The 22317-nt window shown below is 65.1% G+C and carries 22 protein-coding genes; 9 read left to right on the forward strand and 13 right to left on the reverse strand.

The features are described from left to right. Positions 1-27 precede the first annotated feature (27 nt). The 4 genes from ppnN to grxD form a co-directional block, all read right to left on the reverse strand. A complete protein-coding gene (ppnN, locus tag ABRP17_RS02655; protein WP_372486869.1) occupies positions 28-1419 on the reverse strand; it encodes a nucleotide 5'-monophosphate nucleosidase PpnN in 1392 nt (463 codons plus the stop codon). A gap of 245 nt (positions 1420-1664) precedes the next feature. After that, positions 1665-4880, reverse strand: coding sequence for a TonB-dependent receptor (locus ABRP17_RS02660; protein ID WP_349984788.1), 3216 nt, complete (start codon positions 4878-4880; stop codon positions 1665-1667). A 245-nt stretch (positions 4881-5125) separates the two neighbouring features. After that, positions 5126-5872 (reverse strand): SDR family NAD(P)-dependent oxidoreductase, encoded by a 747-nt coding sequence (locus ABRP17_RS02665; RefSeq protein ID WP_349984789.1) that lies wholly within the window; start codon positions 5870-5872, stop codon positions 5126-5128. Continuing rightward, positions 5869-6189 (reverse strand): Grx4 family monothiol glutaredoxin, encoded by a 321-nt coding sequence (grxD, locus tag ABRP17_RS02670; protein ID WP_188324474.1) that lies wholly within the window; start codon positions 6187-6189, stop codon positions 5869-5871. Before grxD ends, ABRP17_RS02665 begins: the two co-directional genes overlap by 4 nt. 121 nt (positions 6190-6310) lie before the next feature. Between grxD and ABRP17_RS02675 the strand changes: the two genes are divergently transcribed. Then, entirely contained in the window at positions 6311-6892 is a 582-nt protein-coding gene (locus tag ABRP17_RS02675; RefSeq protein ID WP_349984790.1) for a Fe-Mn family superoxide dismutase, read from the forward strand. A 282-nt stretch (positions 6893-7174) separates the two neighbouring features. Here ABRP17_RS02675 and ABRP17_RS02680 read toward each other — a convergent pair whose 3' ends face one another. Then, on the reverse strand, positions 7175-8323 hold the full coding sequence (locus ABRP17_RS02680) for a 5-(carboxyamino)imidazole ribonucleotide synthase (RefSeq protein WP_349984791.1): 1149 nt from the start codon (positions 8321-8323) through the stop codon (positions 7175-7177). Continuing rightward, a complete protein-coding gene (gene purE, locus ABRP17_RS02685) occupies positions 8320-8823 on the reverse strand; it encodes a 5-(carboxyamino)imidazole ribonucleotide mutase (RefSeq protein ID WP_188324477.1) in 504 nt (167 codons plus the stop codon). The genes ABRP17_RS02680 and purE overlap by 4 nt, the downstream gene beginning before the upstream one ends. 58 nt (positions 8824-8881) lie before the next feature. Here purE and ABRP17_RS02690 point away from each other — a divergent pair, with 58 nt between their 5' ends. The 4 genes from ABRP17_RS02690 to ABRP17_RS02705 all read left to right on the forward strand — a co-directional run bounded on the left by ABRP17_RS02690 (position 8882) and on the right by ABRP17_RS02705 (position 11496). Beyond that, complete coding sequence (locus tag ABRP17_RS02690) at positions 8882-9151, forward strand: Trm112 family protein (RefSeq protein WP_188324478.1); 270 nt, start codon at positions 8882-8884, stop codon at positions 9149-9151. Then, on the forward strand, positions 9148-10014 hold the full coding sequence (nadC, locus tag ABRP17_RS02695; protein WP_349984792.1) for a carboxylating nicotinate-nucleotide diphosphorylase: 867 nt from the start codon (positions 9148-9150) through the stop codon (positions 10012-10014). Before ABRP17_RS02690 ends, nadC begins: the two co-directional genes overlap by 4 nt. A gap of 123 nt (positions 10015-10137) precedes the next feature. Further along, on the forward strand, positions 10138-11040 hold the full coding sequence (locus ABRP17_RS02700) for a DUF2272 domain-containing protein (RefSeq protein ID WP_192080467.1): 903 nt from the start codon (positions 10138-10140) through the stop codon (positions 11038-11040). A 105-nt stretch (positions 11041-11145) separates the two neighbouring features. Continuing rightward, on the forward strand, positions 11146-11496 hold the full coding sequence (locus ABRP17_RS02705) for a DUF3301 domain-containing protein (protein ID WP_188324482.1): 351 nt from the start codon (positions 11146-11148) through the stop codon (positions 11494-11496). A gap of 41 nt (positions 11497-11537) precedes the next feature. On the opposite strand, the gene ABRP17_RS02710 is transcribed toward ABRP17_RS02705, so the two are convergent. From ABRP17_RS02710 to ABRP17_RS02740, 7 genes are all read right to left on the reverse strand, one after another. Then, positions 11538-12008: a ClpXP protease specificity-enhancing factor gene (locus ABRP17_RS02710; RefSeq protein WP_188324483.1), complete on the reverse strand. Its 471-nt coding sequence runs from the start codon at positions 12006-12008 to the stop codon at positions 11538-11540. A gap of 751 nt (positions 12009-12759) precedes the next feature. Next, positions 12760-13395, reverse strand: coding sequence for a glutathione S-transferase N-terminal domain-containing protein (locus ABRP17_RS02715; protein ID WP_188324484.1), 636 nt, complete (start codon positions 13393-13395; stop codon positions 12760-12762). 164 nt (positions 13396-13559) lie between these two features. Continuing rightward, positions 13560-14309 carry a cytochrome c1 gene (locus tag ABRP17_RS02720; protein ID WP_192080464.1) on the reverse strand — a complete coding sequence of 250 codons (750 nt, stop codon included), beginning with the start codon at positions 14307-14309 and terminating at the stop codon, positions 13560-13562. Beyond that, complete coding sequence (locus tag ABRP17_RS02725; protein ID WP_188324486.1) at positions 14302-15561, reverse strand: cytochrome bc complex cytochrome b subunit; 1260 nt, start codon at positions 15559-15561, stop codon at positions 14302-14304. The genes ABRP17_RS02720 and ABRP17_RS02725 overlap by 8 nt, the downstream gene beginning before the upstream one ends. Then, positions 15561-16181 carry a ubiquinol-cytochrome c reductase iron-sulfur subunit gene (gene petA, locus ABRP17_RS02730; protein ID WP_188324487.1) on the reverse strand — a complete coding sequence of 207 codons (621 nt, stop codon included), beginning with the start codon at positions 16179-16181 and terminating at the stop codon, positions 15561-15563. Before petA ends, ABRP17_RS02725 begins: the two co-directional genes overlap by 1 nt. A 110-nt stretch (positions 16182-16291) precedes the next feature. Beyond that, positions 16292-17251: a lytic transglycosylase domain-containing protein gene (locus tag ABRP17_RS02735; protein ID WP_349984793.1), complete on the reverse strand. Its 960-nt coding sequence runs from the start codon at positions 17249-17251 to the stop codon at positions 16292-16294. Positions 17252-17330: 79 nt separating this feature from the next. Beyond that, positions 17331-18359, reverse strand: a complete 1029-nt coding sequence (locus ABRP17_RS02740) for a WYL domain-containing protein (protein ID WP_349984794.1) — start codon at positions 18357-18359, stop codon at positions 17331-17333. A gap of 74 nt (positions 18360-18433) precedes the next feature. Here ABRP17_RS02740 and ABRP17_RS02745 point away from each other — a divergent pair, with 74 nt between their 5' ends. From ABRP17_RS02745 to ybeY, 4 genes are all read left to right on the forward strand, one after another. Continuing rightward, positions 18434-19051 carry a glutathione S-transferase gene (locus ABRP17_RS02745; protein WP_349984795.1) on the forward strand — a complete coding sequence of 206 codons (618 nt, stop codon included), beginning with the start codon at positions 18434-18436 and terminating at the stop codon, positions 19049-19051. Between the two features lie 223 nt (positions 19052-19274). Continuing rightward, positions 19275-20693 (forward strand): tRNA (N6-isopentenyl adenosine(37)-C2)-methylthiotransferase MiaB, encoded by a 1419-nt coding sequence (gene miaB / locus ABRP17_RS02750; protein WP_349984796.1) that lies wholly within the window; start codon positions 19275-19277, stop codon positions 20691-20693. Between the two features lie 125 nt (positions 20694-20818). Further along, positions 20819-21805, forward strand: a complete 987-nt coding sequence (locus ABRP17_RS02755; protein ID WP_349984797.1) for a PhoH family protein — start codon at positions 20819-20821, stop codon at positions 21803-21805. Next, positions 21802-22287 (forward strand): rRNA maturation RNase YbeY, encoded by a 486-nt coding sequence (gene ybeY, locus ABRP17_RS02760; protein WP_349984798.1) that lies wholly within the window; start codon positions 21802-21804, stop codon positions 22285-22287. Before ABRP17_RS02755 ends, ybeY begins: the two co-directional genes overlap by 4 nt. The last annotated feature ends 30 nt before the right edge of the window (positions 22288-22317 follow it).

Genomic DNA, 22317 nt, shown 5'->3' on the forward strand with positions numbered 1-22317 from the left:
GGACGGGATCCGCCCCTTCCCCTGCCCTCAGGTCACGACCTGGTAGCAGGGCTTGTACTCACCGGAGATCTTCATCCGGCGCTGGTCGACGAAAGCGCGCAGCAGCGCGTCCAGGGCCTGCATCATGTCGGCGTCGCCATGGATCTGGAACGGGCCGAACTCCTCGATGCGGCGCATGCCGTCTTCTTTCACGTTGCCGGCAACGATGCCGGAGAACGCGCGCCGCAGGTCGGCCGCCAGCGCATGCGGGGCCCGGCCGTGGTGCAGGTCCAGGCCGGCCATCGCCTCGTGCGTGGGCACGAACGGCTGCTGGTAGTCCCACGGAATCTCGATGGACCAGTTGAAGAAGAACGAATCCTTCTGCGCCAGACGGTGCTCACGCACCTGCTTGATGCCGGCCCACATGCGCCGTGCCACCGCCGATGGGTCGCCGATGATGATCTCGTAGCGCTCCGCCGCCGCATCGCCCAGGGTCAGGCGGATGAAGCGATCGATCTGCTCGAAATACGGCGCGGCCATCGCCGGGCCGGTCAGGATCAGCGGGAACGGCAGATCCTTGTTTTCCTCACGCAGCAGGATGCCCAGCAGGTACAGGATCTCTTCGGCCGTGCCGACGCCGCCGGCAAACACGATGATGCCGTGGCCGATGCGGACGAACGCTTCCAGCCGCTTTTCGATATCCGGCATGATCACCAGATGGTTGACGATCGGATTCGGCGACTCGGCGGCGATGATGCCCGGCTCGGTCAGGCCGATGTAGCGCGTCACGCTGCGGCGCTGCTTGGCGTGGGCGATGGTGGCGCCCTTCATCGGCCCCTTCATCGCGCCCGGGCCACAGCCGGTGCAGATGTCCAGGCCACGCAGGCCCAGCTCATAGCCGACCTGCTTGGTGTACAGGTACTCGTCGCGGCCGATCGAGTGGCCGCCCCAGCAGACCACCAGGTTCGGGTCGCCCGGATTGAGGATGCGCGCATTGCGCAGCAGCCCGAACACCGCATTGGTGATGCCATCGGACGATTCCAGCTCGGCCGCGTAGGCCGGGCCCATCTCGATGGCCATGTACGCCAGGTCCCGCACAACGGCGAACAGCAGCTCGGCGACGCCGCGGATGATCTCGCCATCGACGAAGGCCATCGCCGGCGCATTGGCCAGGTCGATGCGGACGCCGCGGTCCTGCTGCGCCACCTGGATATCGAAATCCGGGTACAGATCACGCGCCGCGCGCGGATCGTCCGAGGCGCTGCCACTGGTCAGCACGGCCAGCGCGCAACGGCGCAACAGCTCATGCATGCCACCGATGGAGGCATCGCGCAGGCGCGCCACTTCGGCGCGCGACAGCACATCCAGCCCACCGCGCGGGTAGATCCGCGCGTCCTGCACCGGCAACGTACGTGCCGGCGTTTCAATCTTCGTGGTCATGTCCAACGTTTCGCTTCCTCAAGGTTTCCGACTTTAGCGCTGCCCCCTTAAAAAGCAAAACGGCCGGGAAACCCGACCGTTGGATAGGCGTCGCCAGCGTCCCCGGAGGTCGCGGCAGCGGCTTTCACCGCATACGTGGGTCGATGCTACGCCTGCGCGGTGGGCTCCACAAGCCCTGCCGCCGACAAAAGAAAACGGCCGGGTTGCCCCGGCCGTTCTCCGTTACAGCAGGTACACGCTACCGCTTAGAACTGGTAACGGAAGCCCAACTGCAGCGACCACTGCGAGACACCGGCGTCGAAGCCGTCGGCATCCTGGTTGGCCACGCTCGGCTTGTCAGCGCCGGTGTAGTTGTAGACGTACTTGTCGTTATAGATGCCCTGCAGGGTGGCAACACGGCTGTTGGCGAAGAAGCCGTAGTCGTAGATGTTGCCCCAATCCTTGTTCAGCAGGTTGCCCACGTTCTGCACGTCAAGCCAGATTTCCGACTTGTGGCCCTTCATGAAGCCCGGCAGCTGCTGGCTGATACGGATGTCGAAGGTATTGATCCAGCCACTGCGGAACTTGTTTGCCGGGGCCGAGCCACCTGCGTACTTGGCTAGGTCCGGGTTCGCTGCCAGCCAGTCGAAGAAGCTCTTCTCCATGGCCGCATCCGGCGTGAACGTGCCGTTGGCATTGAGCGCGCCGAACAGCACGTCGCCACGATTCGGCACGTAGAACAGGTCGTTACCGTTGCGGCCATCGCCATTGGCGTCGTTCGCATAGATGTAGCTGAACGGACGACCGCTGCGACCTTCATACACCAGGCCGACCTTGGTTTCGTAGTCGCCGAAGAACTTGTGCTTCCAGTTCAGGCTGCCCGAGAAGCGGTCACGGATCTGGTAACGCGAGGTGTTCAGCAGCTCTTCGTTTGCGTTGGTGGCGTACTGGTAACCCCAGCCCGAGCTCGCGGTGGAGCTGGTCAGGCTGCCGACTTCTTCTGCGTCGGTGTAGGTGTAGGCCAGGCTGTAGGACCAATCGCTGTCCGGCGCCCACGGCTTGCTCAGCGACACGGTGAACTGCGAGGTACGGCCCTGGTCGGTGTTGTCGATCAGGTACACGTTGTCGAAGCCAGCGGCGGTGCCGAAGCGGGCGCTGCCGGTGTTCCACGGCAGGCCGACACGGGCCGGGTTGTAGTACAGCGTGCGACCATCCGGGCCGACCAGGTTGCCACTGCCCAGGTTCAGATGCTGGTAATACAGGCCATCCTTGACCTTGGTGACCAGCAGCTCGGCCGAGGCGACCAGACCGTTCCACGGCAGCTCGTGATCCAACGCCAGGTTGGCCTTGTAGATCGACGGCAGCTTGAAGTCCTGGCCGACGAAGTTGACGTTCTGGCGCGCCGAGCCCGGGGTGGTCGGGACAGGCTGGTTGTTCTTGTCCGCACTGAACGGCAGGGCCGGATTGAAGCCGCCGGTCAGGTTGTACGAGGTGTAGTTGAAGCCGGTGGTGGAATAGCTGTTGCTGATCCACACCTGCGGCGAATCACCCTGGAACAGGCCCACGCCGCCACGCAGCTGCGTCGGACGCTCGCTGTCGAAGGTGTAGTTGAAGCCCAGGCGCGGCTGGATCAGGAACTTGCTTTCGAAGACCTTGCTGTTGTCCAGACCGAAGGTGTTCAGGGCGGCCTGGTTGAACTGCGGCGACGGGCTGGTGTCCGGACGATCGGCGCGCACGCCCATGGTCAGGGTCAGGTTGTTGTTGACGTACCAGGTGTCCTGCACGAACAGCGCAAGGTTGCTGTACTCGTAGTCAGCAGCGATCGAACCCGGCGCGGTTTCCTTGGCCAGATTGTAGGTCTGCCAACGGCCGGCGGCGAAGTTGTCCAGGCCGTAGAACGTGTAGGTGCCCCACGAGTTGGCGCCGTAGTAGTTGTAGATGTCGTTGGTGTCATACGACGCACCGAACTTCAGGTCGTGGTCGCCCATCGTCAGGGTACCGGCAGCGTAGTAGTTCCACGCCTTGGTCTCCAGGATGTTGTCCTGCGAGTTCACTTCCGTACCCAGGTACAGCGAATCGCCTTCCGGGGTGGTGGCGTTGCGCGGGAAATAGATGCGGATGCTCGGCGCGTTGGTCGACACTTCACGCACAGCCGAGTACTCGCGGTACGAGGCCTTCAGTTCGGTCGAGAAGTTATCGCTCCAGTCGCTGAACAGCTGGGCGACGTAGCTTTCGTTGGTCTTGACGTGCTGGTACCAGTACGAGCTCAACGACGCGGTGGACGTCGAGTTCATCCCGTTGATACGCAGCTTGTCCTGCTCCAGCTTGCTGTAGCGGAAGTTGGCGCGGTGGTTGTCGTTGATGTTCCAATCGAGCTTGATTGCGTACTCTTCGAGCTCGGTATCGGCATTGCTTTCGATGCCACCGGCGTCGAAGCCATAGACGTCCTGCGCGATCTGCTGCGCACGCGTCACGTCGGCCATCGAGTAGTTTGCGCCCGCCTTGCCCAGCGCGGTGCCGGACAGATCGGCGCCCGGGGCAGCCTGCTTGAACTTCTCGTAGTTGGCGAAGAAGAACAGCTTGTCTTTGACGATCGGACCACCGACGGTCACGCCGTAGGTTTCTTCCTTGGTGAAGCCCTTGAAGGGCTGACCCTCCGGGTTGTCGCCGAACCAGTCGCCGTCACGATAGGTGCCGTAGACCGAACCATGCACTTCGTTGGTACCGGACTTGGTCACCGCATTGACGGTGGCGCCGGCGGCAGCGGCGATGCTGACGTCGTAGTTGGACAGGTTGATGTCCAGGGCTTCGATGGCTTCCATCGCGACCGGCTGGCGACGGGTCGGCATGTTGTTGCCTTCCAGGCCGAAGGTGTCGCTTGCCGACACGCCGTCGATGTTGATCGAGTTGAAGCGCGGATTCTGGCCGCCGGCCGAGATCGAACCCGAGGCGCGGTCAATGAAGGTCACGCGCGGGTCAAGGCGCATCAGGTCCTGGATGTTGCCGCCGATCGACGGCGCCATCTCGATCTGTTCCTGACTGATGTTGGTGCTCGAGCCCATCTTGGTGGTGCTGAAGACTTCCGAGCCACCGCCCACAGCCATGACCTGGACAGCGTCCAGGTTGGTGGCGGCGAGGTCGCCGGCCAGCGTGGCGTTGATGGTGCCGGTCTGGTTCACGCCCAGATAGACGCCATCTTCAGTCTTGGTGCCTTCACCGGGCTTGGTGATCGAGATCGTGTAAGGACCACCCACGCGCAGACCGCGTGCGTTGTAGCGACCAGCCGCATCGGTCGTAGCACGCGAAACGGTGCCGGACTCGGTGTGGGTGATGGTGACTTCTGCGCCTGCAACGGGCGCGCCGGCCGAGGAGACAACCTGACCGCCGACACCGGCAGAGGTGCTCTGGGCAAAGGCGGGGGCGGCGGCGAGCACGGCCATGAGGCCAAGGGTGAGCTTGGACATCCGGAGCGGGTGGTTCATCTAGGGTAGCCTCGATGCGAGTTGGCGATGGCGGAAAAAAAGCGCATCCAGACAGCCTTGCGGGAGGCTGTAAGGACATTTATCTGGGGTTCCCAACCGTGAACGGCAGCTGCCGCAACGGTTAACAATAGATTAACACGGTACGATCTGAATGTGACGGTAGTGCGACAAACGGCGCGCCAACGCAACCCAAACGTGACGTTTTCTTCACTCCCCGTGAAGATATGTACGAATTCGCGTCGTTCTTACCCGTTTACGTCCATGACAAGACCGCGCTGCGTCAAGGCCGAAGGCGACAGCAGGTGCACGGCAGCAGCGGCCGCGAGGTCCGGGGACTGTGCGGCGTCATCCTGGTCCAGCGACCAGGCGCGAGCCCGCAAGGCGGTGCGCATCGGGCCGGGCTGCAGGCCGGACACTCTTACCGGGCCACTCTTGAGTTCATCGTGCAGGGTTGCGATCAGCCCCCTCAGGCCATGCTGGGCTGCGCCGTATCCGCCCCAATAGGCTGCCCCCACCCGCGCGGGATCATCCACGCAGAACACCACGGCGGCATCCTCGCGCTGACGCAGAAGAGGCAGGCAGGCCTGCACCAGCCACGCCGGTGCGGTCAGGGTGACGTGCAACGAGCGCGCGAAGCTGGCCGGATCGGCCAGTCCAAAAGGGGTGAGGCCGGGAAAATCTGCTGCACATACCAGAATGCCATCCAGTCGACCCAGCTCACTGTGCAGGCGGGCCGCCAGTTCGGCGTAGTCATCCGGGCTGGCGCCTTCCAGATCCAGCGGATACAACAGGGGCTCCGGTCCGGCCTGCTGCACCTGCGCATACACTCTATCCAGGCGACGCGGCTTGCGCCCGCACAACACCACCGTCGCACCGGCGCGCGCGCAGGCCACTGCGGCCGTGCTGCCCAGACCGCCGCCAGCCCCGACGACCAGAATCACCCGGCCCTCGAGCGGCCCGCCGTCAGCAGCAGGCGAAGGCGCGGCACTCATGCAACCGAGGCTTCTTCGACGATGCGCTTGAGCTCACCGGCCTCGAACAGCTCCATGACGATGTCGCAGCCGCCGATCAGCTCCCCGTGCATGAACAGCTGCGGAAAAGTCGGCAGGTTGGAGAAACGCGGCAGGTTGGCGCGGATCTCGGGCTCTTCCAGCACATTGACGGTACGCAGTGACACGGCACCGGCGGCCATCAGGGCCTGCACGGCACGGCTGGAGAACCCGCACGTCGGGTATTGCGGGGTACCCTTCATGAACAGCACGAGGGGGTACCGATCAACTTCGGCCTGGATCTGTTGCATCACTGCCACAACCACACTGCCTCCTGGATGGGCGAATCCGACCGCGACGGTCGGCTAGACTTCCCACAGTAGCCACCATTGTAAGCCGATGGAACCGGCCACCGGCATCCCCTTTCCCATCGCAGATCGCATGCCCATAGAACTCACCCCCCTGCCCTACTCCCCCGGCGCCCTGCAGCCGCACCTGTCCGAACGGGCGGTTGCCCTGCAGCACGGGCAGCACCAGCGAGCCTGCGTGGACGCGGTCAACCAGCGGATCATCGGCACCGAATGGGAAGACGCCCCGCTGGAGCGGATCGTCCGTGAAAGCCAGGGTGCGCTGTTCGAGGCGGCCGCCCAGGCCTGGAACCTGCAGTTCCAGTGGCAGTGCCTGCGCCCACGCGGCAGTGGCGACCCGCAAGGGCGGCTGGCCGACCGGGTGAAGCGTCGTTTCGGCGATGTGGCCGGTCTGCGCCATGCTTTCAATGATGCCGCGCTGGGCCTGTTCGGCGCTGGCTGGGCGTGGCTGGTGCTGCATCCGGATGGCAGCTTGGCGATCCAGGTGACCCGCAACGCGGGCACGCCATTGACCAGCCACAGCACCCCACTGCTGGGGTGCAACCTGTGGGAACACGCCTATTACCTGGATTACCAGAATGATCGCGCGCGCTACCTGGAGGCTTGGTGGAAAGCGGCGAACTGGGAGTTCGCCAGCGAGCAGATGCCCGACTGAGGTCGGCGACCGGTAGCGCCGAGCCACGCTCGGCGAGCGCAGCGGAAAGGCTGATTACCCGACAGACGGCCAGCGGCCGTCACTACCCGAGTCCCATAGGAACCCGGTAGCGCCGAGCCACGCTCGGCGAGCGCAGCGGCAAGCGCTGACTACCCGACCTGAAGTCCGGCCGCCGTCACTACCCGAGTCCCATAGGAACCCGGTAGCGCCGAGCCACGCTCGGCGAGCGCAGCGGAAAGGCTGATTACCCGACCTGAAGTCCGGCCGCCGTCACTACCTCGATCAGCGAAGCAGTATGCGCACGGCAGGCTCCACCTGCGCCTGCCGGCCCAGCGCTTCACCTACCTGCTGCAAGGCGCTTGCGAGTGCATCCGCGTCGTCGTCACGCAGCGTGGCGTGGCCCACCTTGCGCCCGTCGCGTGCCTGCTTGCCATAGTCATGCCAATGACCACTGGCCTGCGCCAGCACCGGCAGCGGGTCGGGCATGGCACCGATCCAGTTCAACATGCACGCGTGGCCCAGCATGCGCGTGTCGCCCAGCGGCAGGCCCAGTACGGCGCGCAGGTGGTTCTCGAACTGGGAGGTCTCGCTGCCTTCAATCGTCCAGTGGCCGGAGTTGTGCACGCGCGGCGCCATCTCGTTGGCCAGCAGCTCGCCATCGCGGCAGAACAGCTCCAGCGCGAACACACCGACATACTGCAGATGGTCAGCCAGCGTGCGCGCATACCCGATCGCCGCATCGTGCTCGGCTGCGCTCAGCTGCGCGGGCGCGACGCTGGCGGAGAGCACGCCGTCCACATGCCAGTTACTCGTCACGGGATAAGCGCGGAAGCTGCCATCGACAGCGCGCACGGCGACCACGCTCACTTCGCGCTGGAAGGCGACGAAGCCCTCCAGGATCAATCCCGTGCGATCCACCTGTGCGCCCAGCGCGTCCCACGCGGCATCGATATCGGCCTCGCTGCGCAGACGGAACTGTCCCTTGCCGTCATAGCCCAGGCGACGCGTCTTCAGAATGCACGGCAGGCCGAACTCCGCTGCTCTGGCAGCAAGCTCATCACGACTGCGGATATCGGCGAACGGCGGCAGCGGGATGCCCAACTGCTGGAACAGCGTCTTCTCACTGAGGCGGTCCTGCGCGACGGCCAAAGCCGACGGCGGCGGATACACCGGCACGCGTTCGGCCAGCCACTGCGCACTGTCGGCGGGTACGTTCTCGAAATCGAAGGTGATCACATCGACCTTCGCTGCGAACGCCGCCAGCGCATCGCGGTCGTCGAACGCCGCCACGGTCAACGGTGCCAGCGGTCCGCCGCACGCATCAGCGGCAGGATCGAACAGCTCGAAGCGCAGGCCCATCGGCGCGCCGGCCAGGACCATCATGCGGGCCAGCTGGCCGCCGCCCAGGATGCCAACGGTCTTCGTACTCATTGACGCGGATCATCGTGGGCCATGACATCTTCGGTCTGGCGTGCGCGGAAGGCATCCAGCGCCTCGCCGATGGCGGGCTGATCGCTGGCCAGCATTGCCGCAGCGAACAGCGCCGCATTGGACGCACCGGCGTTGCCGATGGCGAAGGTCGCGACCGGGATACCGGCCGGCATCTGCACGATCGACAGCAGTGAATCCATGCCGTTGAGGGCCTTGGACTGCACCGGCACGCCCAGCACCGGCACCGCGGTCTTGGCCGCGATCATGCCCGGCAGGTGCGCCGCGCCACCGGCGCCGGCGATGATCGCGCGCAGACCGCGCGGACCGGCCTGTTCGGCATAGTCGAACAACACGTCCGGGGTGCGGTGTGCGGATACGACTTTCACTTCGAACGGAACGCCCAGTGCTTCAAGCTTCTGGGCCGCGTGCTGCATGGTTTCCCAATCGGAGCGGGAGCCCATGACGATGCCGACGAGCGGCGAGGGGTGGTTGGGGGTCATTGGCCGTCACCTGCCTTAAAGACGTATTCTAGCCATCTTCCACGCAAGACGAAGAACCATGGATCGCAAGCTGCTTGACCTGCTGGTCTCACCGGACACCCGCCAGCCCCTTTCCCTGCTGGATGCCAAGGGGTTGGACGCCCTCAACCGCGCCATCGGCAGCGGTTCTGTCACCAAGGCCGACGGCAATCCGCTGGCGCAGCCATTGCGCCAGGCCCTGGTCACCCGCGACCGCAAGCAGGTGTTCCGCCTGGATGACGGCATCCCGGTGCTGCTGGCCGAAGAAGCCATCGCCACCGACCAGATCGCCGACTTCCCCGCCGCATGAGCACCGCCGGCGCTGGCGTCTTTGATGCGCCGGATCCGGCGCTGGTCGCCGCCGACGTGGCCCGCGCGCTTGCCGAAGACCTCGGCAGCGGGGATGTCACGGCCGCGCTGTTGCCCGACCAGGCCGACACGGCGTACCTGCTCTGCAAGCAGGATGCGGTGATCGCCGGCCGGCCCTGGTTCGATGCCACCCACCGCGCGCTGGACCCCGACGTACGCATTGACTGGAAGGTCGATGAAGGACAGCAGGTCCACGCCGGTACGGTGCTGGCCCTGCTGCAGGGTCGCAGCCGCAGCCTGGTAAGTGCCGAACGCACCTCGCTGAACTTCCTGCAGACCCTGTCAGGCACGGCCACCATCACGGCGCGGCATGTGGCTGCGGTGGCCGGCACTGCCACGCGCATCCTCGACACCCGCAAGACCCTCCCCGGCCTGCGCCTGGCGCAGAAATACGCGGTGCGTTGCGGAGGCGGAGCCAATCACCGCATCGGCCTGTACGACACGGTGATGCTGAAGGAGAACCACATCCGCGCCGCCGGCTCGCTGCCCGCTGCGGTCGCCGCTGCGCGCGCGATGTGGCCGCAGCTGCCGCTGATCGTGGAAGTGGAAGACCTGGACCAGCTGCAGCAGGCCCTGCAGGCAGGCTGCGAGCGGATCCTGCTCGATGACTTCCCGGCCGCACTGCGTCGCGATGCGGTCCGCCTGACCGCCGGGCGAACTCCGCTGGAGGTGTCAGGCAGCGTCGGACTGGACGGCCTGCGGGCCATCGCCGAGGACGGCGTGGACTGCATTTCCATCGGTGGTCTGACCAAGCACGTGCAAGCCATCGACCTGTCGTTGAAGCTGGGCCCCCCGCCGGCTTGATGTGTGCGGTAGACCGGAATCAAATCCGGTCTGCTGCGTGCGAGCGATCTGAGCGCCCGCTCTACCCTTCGTTCACGAGCACGCTGCGACGCTTGCGCCATCCCCCTTGTTGCGGAGCACCGCATGCGCCGGTTGCTGCTTGCCTGTCTACTGCCCTTGTCAGCTGTTTCATTCGATGTGGCGGCGGCGGAAGCCTGCGATGTGCCGCCTCCGTTCGGCCAGAGTCCGTTGGCGCTGGCCATCCGCCAGACCGCCTGCAACGAACACCGCTTATGGTTCCGCCCCTTCATCGATCGGGAGGGCCGCGCCGCCAGCCTGGCGGTGACCGAGGCGGAGAACGAGCACCTGGCCGACAACGGCCTGATTGCATGGCAGCGCGTGGCGGGTTACTGGCGCGACAGCGGCACGTTGAATGCGATGGGCGCCCAGCCCGGTGCCAGCAGCTGCATTGCGCCCCTCGGGTCGCGCTATACCGACAGCGATTGCCGTGCCTTCCTGCTCGACAACCCGTGGTCGGCTGCCTTCATCTCGTGGGTCATGGTGCGCGCGGGCGTGCCCGGCTTCAACGCGTCCCCTCGCCACATTGATTACATCCGCGCCGCATACAACGGGTCTGCCCCGTACCGCCTGGCCGATCCGGCGGCCGAGAAACCGGCAGTCGGCGACATGCTCTGCTTCCTGCGTGATCGCAGCCAGACCCTGAGCTACAGCGGGCTGGTGCAGGCACTGGGCAATGGTTCGGTCGGCCACTGGAAATCGCATTGCGAGGTCGTGGTGTCGGCCAACATGGGCGGCGATCGGACGCTGTACCTGATCGGCGGCAACGTCATGAACACGGTGGCCATGCGTATGTTGATGCTGGACCGCACCGGCCGCGTCGAGCTGCCTGGCAAGCGGGAAGCGGACCCGGACGGCATCGCACCGACGTGCACGCCCGGCCGTGAGGAGGAGTGCAGCTTCAACCGCCAGGACTGGGCAGCGCTGTTGAAGCTGACCGCAGCGGCACCACTGCAGATGCAGCCCTAGACCCTGGATCCGCGCTCTGTGGCGGCCCCACCCGACGACGCCACCTTGAACTGCGGCGCGCGGACCGCCATCTTGTAGGCACCTTTCCTGCAGTGCGCGAGCGACATGCCTACCTTGATCCTGTTGATGATTGTCGGCGCCGCAGGTTATGCGTTCTGGAACTCATCGCGCGCGGCCGCCGAGCGCGCCGGCGTGCTGGGTCGAAACGCGTGCAAGGCCGCCGACGTGCAATGGCTGGACCAGAGCGTGCATGCGATCGGCCTGAAAGTGGCGCGCGGTGACGATGGCAAGCTCTGCTTCGAGCGCACCTTCAAGTTCGAGTATTCCTACGATGGGATCGATCGCCACGTCGGGCGGATGGTGCTGCGCGGGGACGATCTGGTGTCCTTCAGCGGCCCCGGTGCGGCGCGGATCAGTGCGATCCGGCCGGATGTGGACGACGCCGAAGATGTCTGATGGGATGACGACCCAGGGTCGTCATCTGGCAGTGCGTGGCGTTATTTGACCACGCGCAACTGCGGACGACCACTCGGGCGCGGCGGCGGCGCATCGGGCGGCGTATCGTCATCCGACGAACCATCGGCCTCATCCGACACCTCGTGGAGCGGCACATCGTCCTCGGCCGCGTCCGCGCCGATCACGTCGTCAGGCAGCGCCATGCCCTGCCCTGTTTCCCGGGCATATACGGCAAGCACCGCACTGATGGGCACCAGCACCGCGTAGCTCACGCCGGAAAAGCGCGCAGAGAAGCTCACGGCCTCGTTGTCGATCAACAGCTTCACGACGGCGCGTTCGGCGATGTTGAGCACTACGCGACCGTCTTTGATGCTCGACGGCGGCACTTGTACGCCTGCCACCCCCGCATCCACCAGGATGTGCGGCGTCAGCGCGTTGTCGTTGATCCACTCCACCAAGGCCCGTAGCAGGTACGGACGGTGGCTGGTCATCCGGAAGAATTCGTCAGTCATGTGCGAAGTGTACGCGCCCGCCCCCCTGCTTGGCACCGGGGGCCGACAGAGCGTTCGGCTGCCAGTCGAAAACGCGGAACGCCGGAAACCGGTAGCGCCGACCCACGGTCGGCGAGCGCAGCGGCAGCGCTCGGTCCGGCAATGCGCCGAGCGTAGCTTGGCGCTACAGGAACCGCAGCACATCGGTAGCGCCGACCCGTCGTCGGCGAGCGCAGCGGCCGCGCGCGGTCCGGCAGTCCGCCGAGCGTGGCTCGGCGCTACAGGAACCGCAGCACATCGGTAGCGCCGACCCACGGTCGGCGAGCGCAGCGGCCGCGCGCGGTCCAGCAATCCGCCGAGCGTGGCTTGGCGCTACAGGAACCGCAGCACATCGGTAGCGCCGACCCGTGGTCGGCGAGCGCAGCGGCAGCGCTCGGTCCGGCAATGCGCCGAGCGTAGCTTGGCGCTACAGGAACTGCAGCACATCGGTAGCGCCGACCCGTCGTCGGCGAGCGCAGCGGCCGCGCGCGGTCCGGCAGTCCGCCGAGCGTGGCTCGGCGCTACAGGAACCGCAGCACATCGGTAGCGCCGACCCACGGTCGGCGAGCGCAGCGGCCGCGCGCGGTCCGGCAATCCGCCGAGCGTGGCTTGGCGCTACAGGAACCGCAGCACATCGGTAGCGCCGACCCACGGTCGGCGAGCGCAGCGGCCGCGCGCGGTCCAGCAATCCGCCGAGCGTGGCTTGGCGCTACAGGGGGACGCGCGGTATCGATCAGCTCGGCAGATCGCGCAGCTTCTTTTCCTGATCGGTCAGGCTGCGGATGAAACCGGGATGGCGGAAAATGCGATTGCCGTAGTCCTCGATCGCCTTGCCATCCTTCGGCAACGGAATATCCAGTGCCTGCAGGCGCCAGATGATCGGTGCGATCGCGCAGTCGGCCAGGCTCATTTCCTGGTTGAGGAAGAACTTGCTCGCCTTGAACAACGGCACCGACGAGGTCAGCAGTTCCTTCAGGCGTTTACGCCCGGCCTCGGCCTGCGCTTTGTTGCCCAGTTGAATGGCCTGTACCTGCGGCACCCAGTCGTGCTCGATGCGCAGCATCGCCAAACGGATGCGGGCGCGTGACAGCGGGTCCACCGGCATCAGCGGCGGATGCGGATAGCGCTCGTCCAGGTACTCGCTGACCACCGAGGCGGCGTACAGCACCAGCTCGCGCTCCACCAGCGTGGGCACCGAGTGGTACGGATTGAGGTCGATCAGATCTTCGGGCGGATTCTGCGGATCCACTGCCACGAAGTCATAGGTGACGCCCTTGGCCGCAAGGACCAGACGCACCCGATGACAGAGCACATCGTCGTTCGAGGAAAACAGCGTCAGGGTATTACGCATGCGTACGCTCGCCGCCATCAAAGGCTCTCCAACGACAGGAGTCCGCCTGCCGAATCGGCGCTGTCGGACCATTTCCGACAGTCAGCTCGTTCCCGAGTGTGCAACCGGCGATCACAAAAGCCAATAGGCCATGGGTATCGGGTCACACATTGACGCGTGCACCGCGTCCCGGGGTCGAACCGTCAATGTACATCCTTCCAGTAATCTTTCTTCAGCAGATACAACAGGAAGGTCAGCAGCGCCAGGAACAGGATCACCCATACGCCCAGTTGCTGCCGCTTCAATGCCGCCGGCTCGCCGGCATAGGCCAGGAAGTTGGTGATGTCGCGCACTGTCTGGTCGTACTGTCCGGCATCGACGTTGCCGGGCGTACGCACTTCCAGAGCCAGCACGGGCGGATCCAGTCCAGGCGCCTCCGGCTTGCCGTGCACGGCGTGCTGCAGGCCCTGCATCTGCCACAGCGGGTTGGGCATGGAGGCGTTCGGGAAGACAGTGTTGTTCCAGCCCAGCGGACGGTTGCTGTCCAGGTAGAACGACTTGAGGTACGTGTAGACCCAGTCCGGTCCGCGCACGCGCGAAATCAGGCTGAGGTCCGGTGGCATCTTGCCGAACCACTTCTCCGCGTCGGCCTTGGGCATCGAGACCGGCACCTGGTCGCCAATCGCGGACCCGGTGAAATTGAGGTTGTTCATCACCTCTTCTTCGGTCAGCCCCAGGTCGGCCGCCATGCGCGAGTAGCGCAGGTATTTCAGCGCATGGCAGCTGGAACAGTAGTTCATGTACAACTGTGCGCCGCGCTGCAACGAGGCACGATCGCCCAGATCATTGCCGGCCTGCAGCATCTTGGCGCTGCCTTCGGCAGCCAGCGCCGCGCCGCCTGCGAGCAGCATCGTGGCCATCAGGGCCATGCGGACCATCCAGCGCTTACTCATGCGTGGTCACCCTTTCCGGTACCGGCTTGGTCTTGTCCAGTCGCGTCCATATCGGCATGGTGAGGAAGAAAGCGAAGTACAGGAAGGTCAGTACGCGACCCACCCAGGTTTCCCACACCGCCGTGCCCGGGCCGGAACCGATAACCCCCAGCCAGATGAAGCACACCACCAGCACGCCCAGCATCACCTTGGATATCCAGCCGCGGTAGCGCACCGACTTGACCTTGCACTTGTCCAGCCACGGCACCAGGAACAGGATCGCGATCGCCGAGAACATCACGATCACCCCGCCCAGCTTGTTTGGAATGACCCGCAACATCGCGTAGTAAGGCGTGTAGTACCAGACCGGCTTGATGTGTTCCGGAGTCACGAGGCGGTTGGCCTCGGTGAAGTTGTCGTGTTCCAGGAACTGCCCGCCGAAGGCCGGCGCGAAGAAGATGATGAAGGCGGCGATGATCAGCAGGAAGCCGGCGCCAACGGCGTCTTTCATCGTGTAATAGGGATGGAACGGAATGCCATCGGTCGGCGCGGTCGGCGACCAGCGGTTGCCCTTCGGCCCCTTCTTGATTTCCACGCCGTCGGGATTGTTCGAGCCCACCTCATGCAGCGCACCCAGGTGCAGCACCACCAGCAGCAGCAGCACCAGCGGCAGGGCGATCACGTGCAGGGCGAAGAAGCGGTTGAGCGTGGCATCGCCGGGCAGGTAATCGCCCATGATCCATTCGGTCAGCCCGTTGCCGATCACCGGGATCGCACCGAACAGCGAAATGATCACCTTCGCGCCCCAGAACGACATCTGGCCCCACGGCAGCACGTAGCCCATGAAGGCTTCGGCCATCAGCACCAGGTAGATCAGCATGCCCAGTATCCACACCAGCTCGCGCGGCTTCTGGTAACTGCCGTACAGCAGCCCGCGGAACATGTGCAGATAGACCACGATGAAGAAGAGCGATGCACCGGTGGAGTGCATGTAGCGGATCAGCCAGCCCCACTCGACGTCGCGCATGATGTACTCGACCGAGGCGAAGGCTTCGGCCGCGCTGGTCTTGTAGTGCATCGTCAGGAAGATGCCGGTGACGATCTGGTTGACCAGGATCAGCAGCGCCAGCGAACCGAAGTAGTACCAGATGTTGAAGTTTTTCGGCGCGTAATACTCGCTGACGTGCTTGCGGTACACCGGCATCAGGCCCGGCGCGCGCGCGTTGACCCAGTCGGCCAGGCCGCTGGCGGTACGGGCAAGGATGTTGGCCATCAGGCGGTACCCTCCGGATCGACGCCGATGATGATCGTATTGTCGTCCTGGTAGTGATGCGGCGGCACCAGCAGGTTGATCGGGGCGGGGACGTCATTGAAGACCCGGCCGGACATGTCGAAGCGCGACTTGTGGCACGGGCAGAAATAGCCCCCTTTCCACTGCGCGTCATAGGGTTCCGGGCGGATTTCGGCCACCATTTCCGGCGAGCAGCCTAGATGGGTGCACAGGCCGACAAGCACCGAGACGGCCGGCTTGATCGACCGCAGCTCCGGATTGCCCTTGAGCACGTACTCCGGCTGCTGGTCTTTCACACCTGACCCGGGATCCTTCAGGCGGTCATCCAGACTGGGCAGCGCGTCGAGGATGGCCTTGGAGCGCTTGACGATCCAGATGGGCTGACCGCGCCATTCCAGTATCAGCCGCTGGCCTTCCTGCAAGGCACTGATGTCAGCGGTCACCGGTGCACCGGCCAACTTGGCACGTGCACTGGGATTCCAGGACTTGATGAAAGGAACTGCGACGAAACCGACGCCTACCGCCCCCACCACTGCAGTAGTGGCTGAGAGGAATCGGCGACGTCCATGATCGACTGGATCGTATACCCCATCGTTGGCCATCCGGCACTCCGATATTGATTAGGTAGCTTTAAGGCTGCCGGCAACCTGGTGGGGGCCAGGCTGCTTTGAATCTGAAGCGAGTGTATCTAAACGCGCGTTGCGGTCAATCATCACTGATGGGAGGCCAGCGCACCGCGATAGCGCTCGGCCAACTGGCCTACCCGCTGTACGTAGTACCGCGTCTCACTATACGGCGGCACGCCACCGTGGCGGGCAACGGCGCCCTCCCCTGCGTTGTAGCCAGCCGCGGCAAGCGTGAGGTCGCCATTGAAGCGTTTCAACAGCCATGAAAGATACTGCACGCCACCGCGGATGTTCTGCGCAGCGTCGTACGAATCGGTTACGCCAAAGCGCGCCGCGGTCGGCGGCATCAACTGCATCAGTCCCTGCGCCCCGGCGCGGCTGAGTGCTGTCGGGTTGTAGGCCGATTCCGCATGGATGATCGCCCGCACGATCGCCTCCTCCACACCGTATTGGCGCGCGGCGGCGGCGATCTCGCTCTGGAAGGCGGTGGTATTGAGCCGGACCGAGCCGAAATTGACTGCCGGATTGCTGCCACACGCGAAGCAGCGCTCGATGAAGCTGTAGCGGATGGTGCGCACCTGGGACAGGCTGGCCACCTGCCCCGCGGGCCGGGCACTGGTGTAATGGCGCACACCGTCCTTCATGTACGAATAGACCTGCCCGCTGACGACGCGGCCCGCCTTGCTGGCCGGGGCCGGAACGGGTTTTGGGGCAGGTGCGGCGATTACCGAGGCCACGGCAGCAGACGCAGGCACCACGGCGGCGGCAACGGCCGCGCCTGCAGCAACCGCAGAGGATGAAGGCGCTTCGCGGGCCGGGACGGCCGTGACAGGGGCCGCCGGCGGGACGGGCCCGCTGGTTGCGGGGCGGGCCGGTCGGCTGTCGCGGCTGTAGCTGATGCCACTGCACTGCGCACCGCTGACCCGTTTGCTGACGTAACTGGGAACGCCATCGGCGCCGACACACTTGTACAGCGTGCCGGCACTGGCCGGCACGGCCGCCAGTGCAGCGATGCTGATCGCCACGATCCTTAAGGTCCCCTTCATGGGCGCGAGTGTCCCAGCTTGCGCGACGGTTGCCAAGGGCCGGGCCAGACGACGCCCGTCAGGGTCATACGCTCCGGGGTCAGGCCCCTTTCCCCGCGCGGGGCGGATCGGATCCCACTGCGCGCCCTCCGTCCGCGTCGTGGCAGGGGACGCCACCCCCGGCAAGCACACTCGCGAGACCGGCCACCTGCGCCTGCAGTTCTGCATGCAAGGACGGCGGCGTGGTACGTATCGCCACGGGTGGCAATCCCAGGCTGAGGATCTGCCCGGCGAGCATCGCGGCACTGTCTGCGCCCATCAGCAACCGGCAGTGGTCGGGCCCGTCGGCGCGCAGCACGCCGAACCAGGGCGGCACCTGCAGCGCCAACGTGTCGATGCTTCCACACAAGGTCACCTCGGCGCGAAGGGTGAAGGGCGACTGGCTGACTGCCTGGCGCACCACGACCTCGGGCGGTGCAGGCAATGCGCGACGTGTTCCTTGGACAGGCAGGCAGCGCACCTCGCTGATGCGGTCTACCCGGAGCGTGCGCCAATCGTCGCGATTGCGATCCCAGCCCAGCAGATACCACCGCTGGCCATAGTTCACCAGGTGCTGCGCTTCCGCTTCGCGCGGTCCGCTTACCCCATCATGGGTGCAATACATGAAAGACAGCACGGCATGCTCGCGGCAGGCCATGGCGAGTTGTCCCAGCAGGCGGCCGTCGACGCTGGGCATGCCACTCATCGTGGCAGTGGCCGCATGGATCTCACCCGCCTGCTGCCGACGGCGGAGGGGCACCAGCGGATCCAGCTTGGTCAACACCGACTGCGCGGTGTCATCCAAGCCCGACACGCTGGCCGTGACGACCCGCAGCGCCAGCGCAATGGCGGTGGCCTCCTCCTCATCCAGCAGCAGGGGCAGCACCGGTGCGCCCCCACCCAGGCGATAACCGCCCCCGACCCCGGACGATGCACTGATCGGATAGCCCAGCTCACGCAGCCGCTCGATGTCGCGCCGAATGCTGCGCCGATCCACCTGCATGCGCTCGGCAAGCTCGGCACCCGACCAGTGCCGCCGGGTCTGCAGCAAGGCGATCAGCCTGAGCAGCCGCTGGGCGGTGTACGCCATGAGGAAATCATCGAGGACAGAAGGTGTCCGCAATAGTGCGCCACGATGACGGCACATTCCAACGGGAAACGCACATGACACGTCATATCACCCTGTATCACGCCATCCCCTCGCGCTCGGCCGGCGTGCTGGTGCTGCTCGAAGCACTGGGTGCGGATTACGCCCTTGAGGTGCTCGACCTGAAAGCAGGCGACAACGTGGCACCGGCCTATCTCGCCGTGAACCCGATGGGTAAAGTTCCGGCCATCGTGCATGACGGCGCGCTGGTGACAGAACAGGTTGCGATTTATCAATACCTGGCCGAGCTGTATCCCGAAGCCGGACTGGCACCGCACATTGGGGATCCGCAGCGCGGCCCGTTCCTGCGCTGGCTGGCGTTTCACGGATCGTGCTTCGAACCGGCGATGGTCGAAAAGGCGATGAAACGAGACCCTGCCCCGCGCGGCATGTCGCCCTATGTCGATGCGGAAACGGTGTTGCGCGTGGTGGAAGAGCAGCTGTCGCAGGGCGATTACCTGTTGGGCTCGCAGGTGTCGGCGGCCGACTTCTTATGGGGCAGCGCGCTGGGCTGGTTGAGTGCGTTCGGCTTGCTGCAGCCGGGACCGGCAACCATGGCGTACATCGCACGGATGGCCGCACACCCCGCGGCCGCCCGCGCCAAGGACATCGACGCGCGTTTGGCAGGCGGTTGACCCCATCGCCGGGCGCCCCGCGCGCGCCCGGCCACCCCGCGCGATCCACCCGCACCGGTAGCGCCGACCCATGGTCGGCGTGCGCAGCACCCCGCGCGATCCACCCGCACCGGTAGCGCCGACCCATGGTCGGCGAGCGCAGCGGCGCGCGCATCTACCCCGTTCCGGCAACGCAAGGGAGTAAACTGGACCGCTTACCCGCCACCCGCCTGGATTAATCACCATGACCGGGACGCCAGACGTCTTTCCATCCGTCGCTGTTGACGACACCCCTCTGTTCGCCCTGCCCACCGGTCCGCGCAAGCCCGACCAGGTGCGTGGCAAGCTTTACATCAAGACCCACGGTTGCCAGATGAACGAGTACGACTCGGCCAAGATGGCGGACGTGCTGGCAGCCAGCGATGGCCTGGAGCTGACCGATAACCCGGACGAAGCCGACGTTATCCTGGTCAACACCTGCTCCATCCGCGAGAAAGCGCAGGAGAAGGTGTTCAGCCAACTCGGTCGCTGGAAGGCGCTGAAGAACAACGGACGCGACGTCATCATCGGCGTCGGCGGCTGCGTGGCTTCGCAGGAAGGCGAGGCCATCGTCAAGCGCGCGCCGTATGTGGACCTGGTGTTCGGCCCGCAGACCCTGCACCGCCTGCCGGAACTGATCCGTGCGCGACGTGAGCAGAACCGGCCGCAGGTCGATATCAGCTTCCCGGAGATCGAGAAATTCGACCGCCTGCCCGAGCCACGTGCAGACGGGGCCTCCGCTTTCGTGTCGATCATGGAAGGCTGCTCGAAGTACTGCTCGTTCTGCGTCGTGCCCTATACGCGTGGTACCGAAGTCAGCCGTCCGTTCGAAGACGTCGTGGTGGAGGTGGCGCAACTGGCTGCTCAGGGCGTGCGGGAGATCAACCTGCTCGGCCAGAACGTCAATGCGTACCGTGGACTGTATGGCGAGGGCGAGCATGCCGACCTGGGCCTGCTGATCCGCACCATCGCCGAAATCGACGGGGTCGGCCGCATCCGCTTCACCACCTCGCACCCGTTGGAGTTCAGCGACTCGTTGGTGGATGCCTTCCGCGACGTACCGAAGCTGGCCAACTTCCTGCATCTGCCGGTCCAGGCGGGCAGCGACCGCATCCTGTCGGCGATGAAGCGGGGCTACACGTCGCTGGAATTCAAGTCGAAGATCCGCAAGCTGCGCGCGGTACGTCCGGACATCTCCATCAGCTCGGATTTCATCGTCGGCTTCCCCGGTGAAACCGATGCCGACTTTGAGAAGACGATGAAGCTGATCGAAGACATCGGGTTCGACCAGAGTTTCTCCTTCATCTATTCGCGTCGCCCCGGCACCCCAGCCGCCGACCTCGAAGACACCATCACCGATGCCGAAAAGCACGCACGGCTGTCGCGCCTCCAGGCACGGATCAACCAGCACGCCGGCGAGATTTCCGCTGCCATGGTCGGCACAGTGCAGCGCGTCCTGGTGGAAGGCCCGTCGCGTCGTGATCCGAACGAGTTGAGCGGCAAGACCGAGAACATGCGGACGGTGAACTTCGCCGCACCTGCGCGTCTGGTCGGCCAGTTCGTGGATGTACTGATCACCGAGGCCTACAGCAATTCTCTGCGTGGCCGGGTCAGCGGCGCCTGACTGGCAGGTTTTTCACCACCTCATAATGCGGCTTGTGGCACAAGCGCTGAGAAGGCTTATCCACAACTTTACCGCGTGACCACCCACACCTTGTGTGGAAAGAACCCGCACCCAATTCTGGATCCATGAAGAATATCGAGCACCGAGATTTCACCCTGTCGCCGGAAGACAACACACGACTCGCCAACCTGAGCGGGCCCTTCGACGGTCATCTGCGCCAGATCGAGCTGAAGCTGGGTGTGGAGATCGCCAACCGCGGCCACGTCTTCCGCATCAGTGGGCCAACCGAGGCTGCCGTCGAAGCGCAGAAGCTGATCGAAGCCCTGTACGAGGAAGCCGCCGAGGTCACTTTCGACAGCCAGGCGATCCACCTTCGGTTGAACGAAGCCAACATCGAGCACATCGCTGAGCGCTCCTACGAGGCACAGGACGTGGCGATCAAGGTCAAGCGAGGCACCGTGCGGGGCCGCGGCGCCAACCAGGCGCGCTACCTGCACCAGATCGCCAGCCATGACATCAATTTCGGTATCGGTCCCGCCGGCACCGGCAAGACCTTCCTGGCCGTTGCCAGCGCCGTGGAAGCCTTGAACGAGTCACGCGTGCAGCGGCTGATCCTGGTGCGCCCCGCGGTGGAGGCCGGCGAAAAACTCGGCTTCCTGCCTGGCGACCTGACCCAGAAGGTCGACCCCTATCTGCGCCCGTTGTACGACGCCCTGTATGAAATGCTGGGCGTGGAAAAGGTGGTCAAGCTGCTGGAAAAGAACGTCATCGAGATCGCGCCGCTGGCGTACATGCGCGGGCGCACGCTCAATGATGCGTTCGTGATCCTCGACGAGGCACAGAACACCACCATCGAGCAGATGAAGATGTTCCTGACCCGCCTGGGCTACGGCTCGACCGCCGTGGTGACCGGCGACCTCACCCAGACCGATCTGCCCAAGCATGTGAAATCGGGTCTGCGCGATGCCGTGGACGTGCTGCACGACGTGGAAGGCGTGAGCTTCACCTTCCTGGAGGCACGCGACGTGGTCCGCCATCCGCTGGTGGCACGCATCGTCAACGCCTACGACCGTCGTGAACAGCAGCAGGCCCTGCCGGAGAAAACCCCATGACCCGCGGCCCCGTCCGCTTGGATGTCGCGGTCAGCTATGCCCTGCCCCGTGCCGGCCTGCCGGCTGCGGTGAGCTTCCGCAAATGGGTGGCCGCCGCGCTGAAAGGCCGCATCCGCGAAGCGGATCTGGCTATTCGCATGGTCGACGCCAAGGAAGGCCAGTCGCTCAATCGCCATTACCGCGGCAAGGACTACGCGACAAACGTGCTGAGCTTTCCCGCCGATGTGCCGGAGGGCCTGCCCAAGGGCGTGAAGTTCCCGCTGCTGGGCGATCTGGTGATCTGCGCACCGGTCGTGGCGCGCGAAGCCGACGAACAAGGCAAGCCGCTCACCGCCCACTACGCGCACTTGACCGTGCATGGCGTGCTGCACCTGCTGGGCTGGGACCACGAAGACGAAAAGGAAGCCGACGCAATGGAGCAGCTGGAGCGTGACATCCTGGCCGAGCTGGGCATCGCCGATCCGTACGCGGGCGAGCGTTGAGACCGGTGCGGGATCCTCGCGCGCCCACTG

The sequence above is a fragment of the Stenotrophomonas sp. WHRI 8082 genome (assembly GCF_040223995.2).
Lineage (GTDB): Bacteria > Pseudomonadota > Gammaproteobacteria > Xanthomonadales > Xanthomonadaceae > Stenotrophomonas.

Bases quoted from the DNA above. Each gene is read 5' to 3' on its own strand.
- ppnN (WP_372486869.1), bottom strand. From the start codon at position 1,419: ATGACCACGAAGATTGAAACGCCGGCACGTACGTTGCCGGTGCAGGAC.
- ABRP17_RS02660 (WP_349984788.1), bottom strand. From the start codon at position 4,880: ATGAACCACCCGCTCCGGATGTCCAAGCTCACCCTTGGCCTCATGGCC.
- ABRP17_RS02665 (WP_349984789.1), bottom strand. From the start codon at position 5,872: ATGAGTGCCGCGCCTTCGCCTGCTGCTGACGGCGGGCCGCTCGAGGGC.
- ABRP17_RS02675 (WP_349984790.1), top strand. From the start codon at position 6,311: ATGCCCATAGAACTCACCCCCCTGCCCTACTCCCCCGGCGCCCTGCAG.
- ABRP17_RS02680 (WP_349984791.1), bottom strand. From the start codon at position 8,323: ATGAGTACGAAGACCGTTGGCATCCTGGGCGGCGGCCAGCTGGCCCGC.
- purE (WP_188324477.1), bottom strand. From the start codon at position 8,823: ATGACCCCCAACCACCCCTCGCCGCTCGTCGGCATCGTCATGGGCTCC.
- ABRP17_RS02690 (WP_188324478.1), top strand. From the start codon at position 8,882: ATGGATCGCAAGCTGCTTGACCTGCTGGTCTCACCGGACACCCGCCAG.
- nadC (WP_349984792.1), top strand. From the start codon at position 9,148: ATGAGCACCGCCGGCGCTGGCGTCTTTGATGCGCCGGATCCGGCGCTG.
- ABRP17_RS02700 (WP_192080467.1), top strand. From the start codon at position 10,138: ATGCGCCGGTTGCTGCTTGCCTGTCTACTGCCCTTGTCAGCTGTTTCA.
- ABRP17_RS02705 (WP_188324482.1), top strand. From the start codon at position 11,146: ATGCCTACCTTGATCCTGTTGATGATTGTCGGCGCCGCAGGTTATGCG.
- ABRP17_RS02710 (WP_188324483.1), bottom strand. From the start codon at position 12,008: ATGACTGACGAATTCTTCCGGATGACCAGCCACCGTCCGTACCTGCTA.
- ABRP17_RS02715 (WP_188324484.1), bottom strand. From the start codon at position 13,395: ATGGCGGCGAGCGTACGCATGCGTAATACCCTGACGCTGTTTTCCTCG.
- ABRP17_RS02720 (WP_192080464.1), bottom strand. From the start codon at position 14,309: ATGAGTAAGCGCTGGATGGTCCGCATGGCCCTGATGGCCACGATGCTG.
- ABRP17_RS02725 (WP_188324486.1), bottom strand. From the start codon at position 15,561: ATGGCCAACATCCTTGCCCGTACCGCCAGCGGCCTGGCCGACTGGGTC.
- petA (WP_188324487.1), bottom strand. From the start codon at position 16,181: ATGGCCAACGATGGGGTATACGATCCAGTCGATCATGGACGTCGCCGA.
- ABRP17_RS02735 (WP_349984793.1), bottom strand. From the start codon at position 17,251: ATGAAGGGGACCTTAAGGATCGTGGCGATCAGCATCGCTGCACTGGCG.
- ABRP17_RS02740 (WP_349984794.1), bottom strand. From the start codon at position 18,359: ATGGCGTACACCGCCCAGCGGCTGCTCAGGCTGATCGCCTTGCTGCAG.
- ABRP17_RS02745 (WP_349984795.1), top strand. From the start codon at position 18,434: ATGACACGTCATATCACCCTGTATCACGCCATCCCCTCGCGCTCGGCC.
- miaB (WP_349984796.1), top strand. From the start codon at position 19,275: ATGACCGGGACGCCAGACGTCTTTCCATCCGTCGCTGTTGACGACACC.
- ABRP17_RS02755 (WP_349984797.1), top strand. From the start codon at position 20,819: ATGAAGAATATCGAGCACCGAGATTTCACCCTGTCGCCGGAAGACAAC.
- ybeY (WP_349984798.1), top strand. From the start codon at position 21,802: ATGACCCGCGGCCCCGTCCGCTTGGATGTCGCGGTCAGCTATGCCCTG.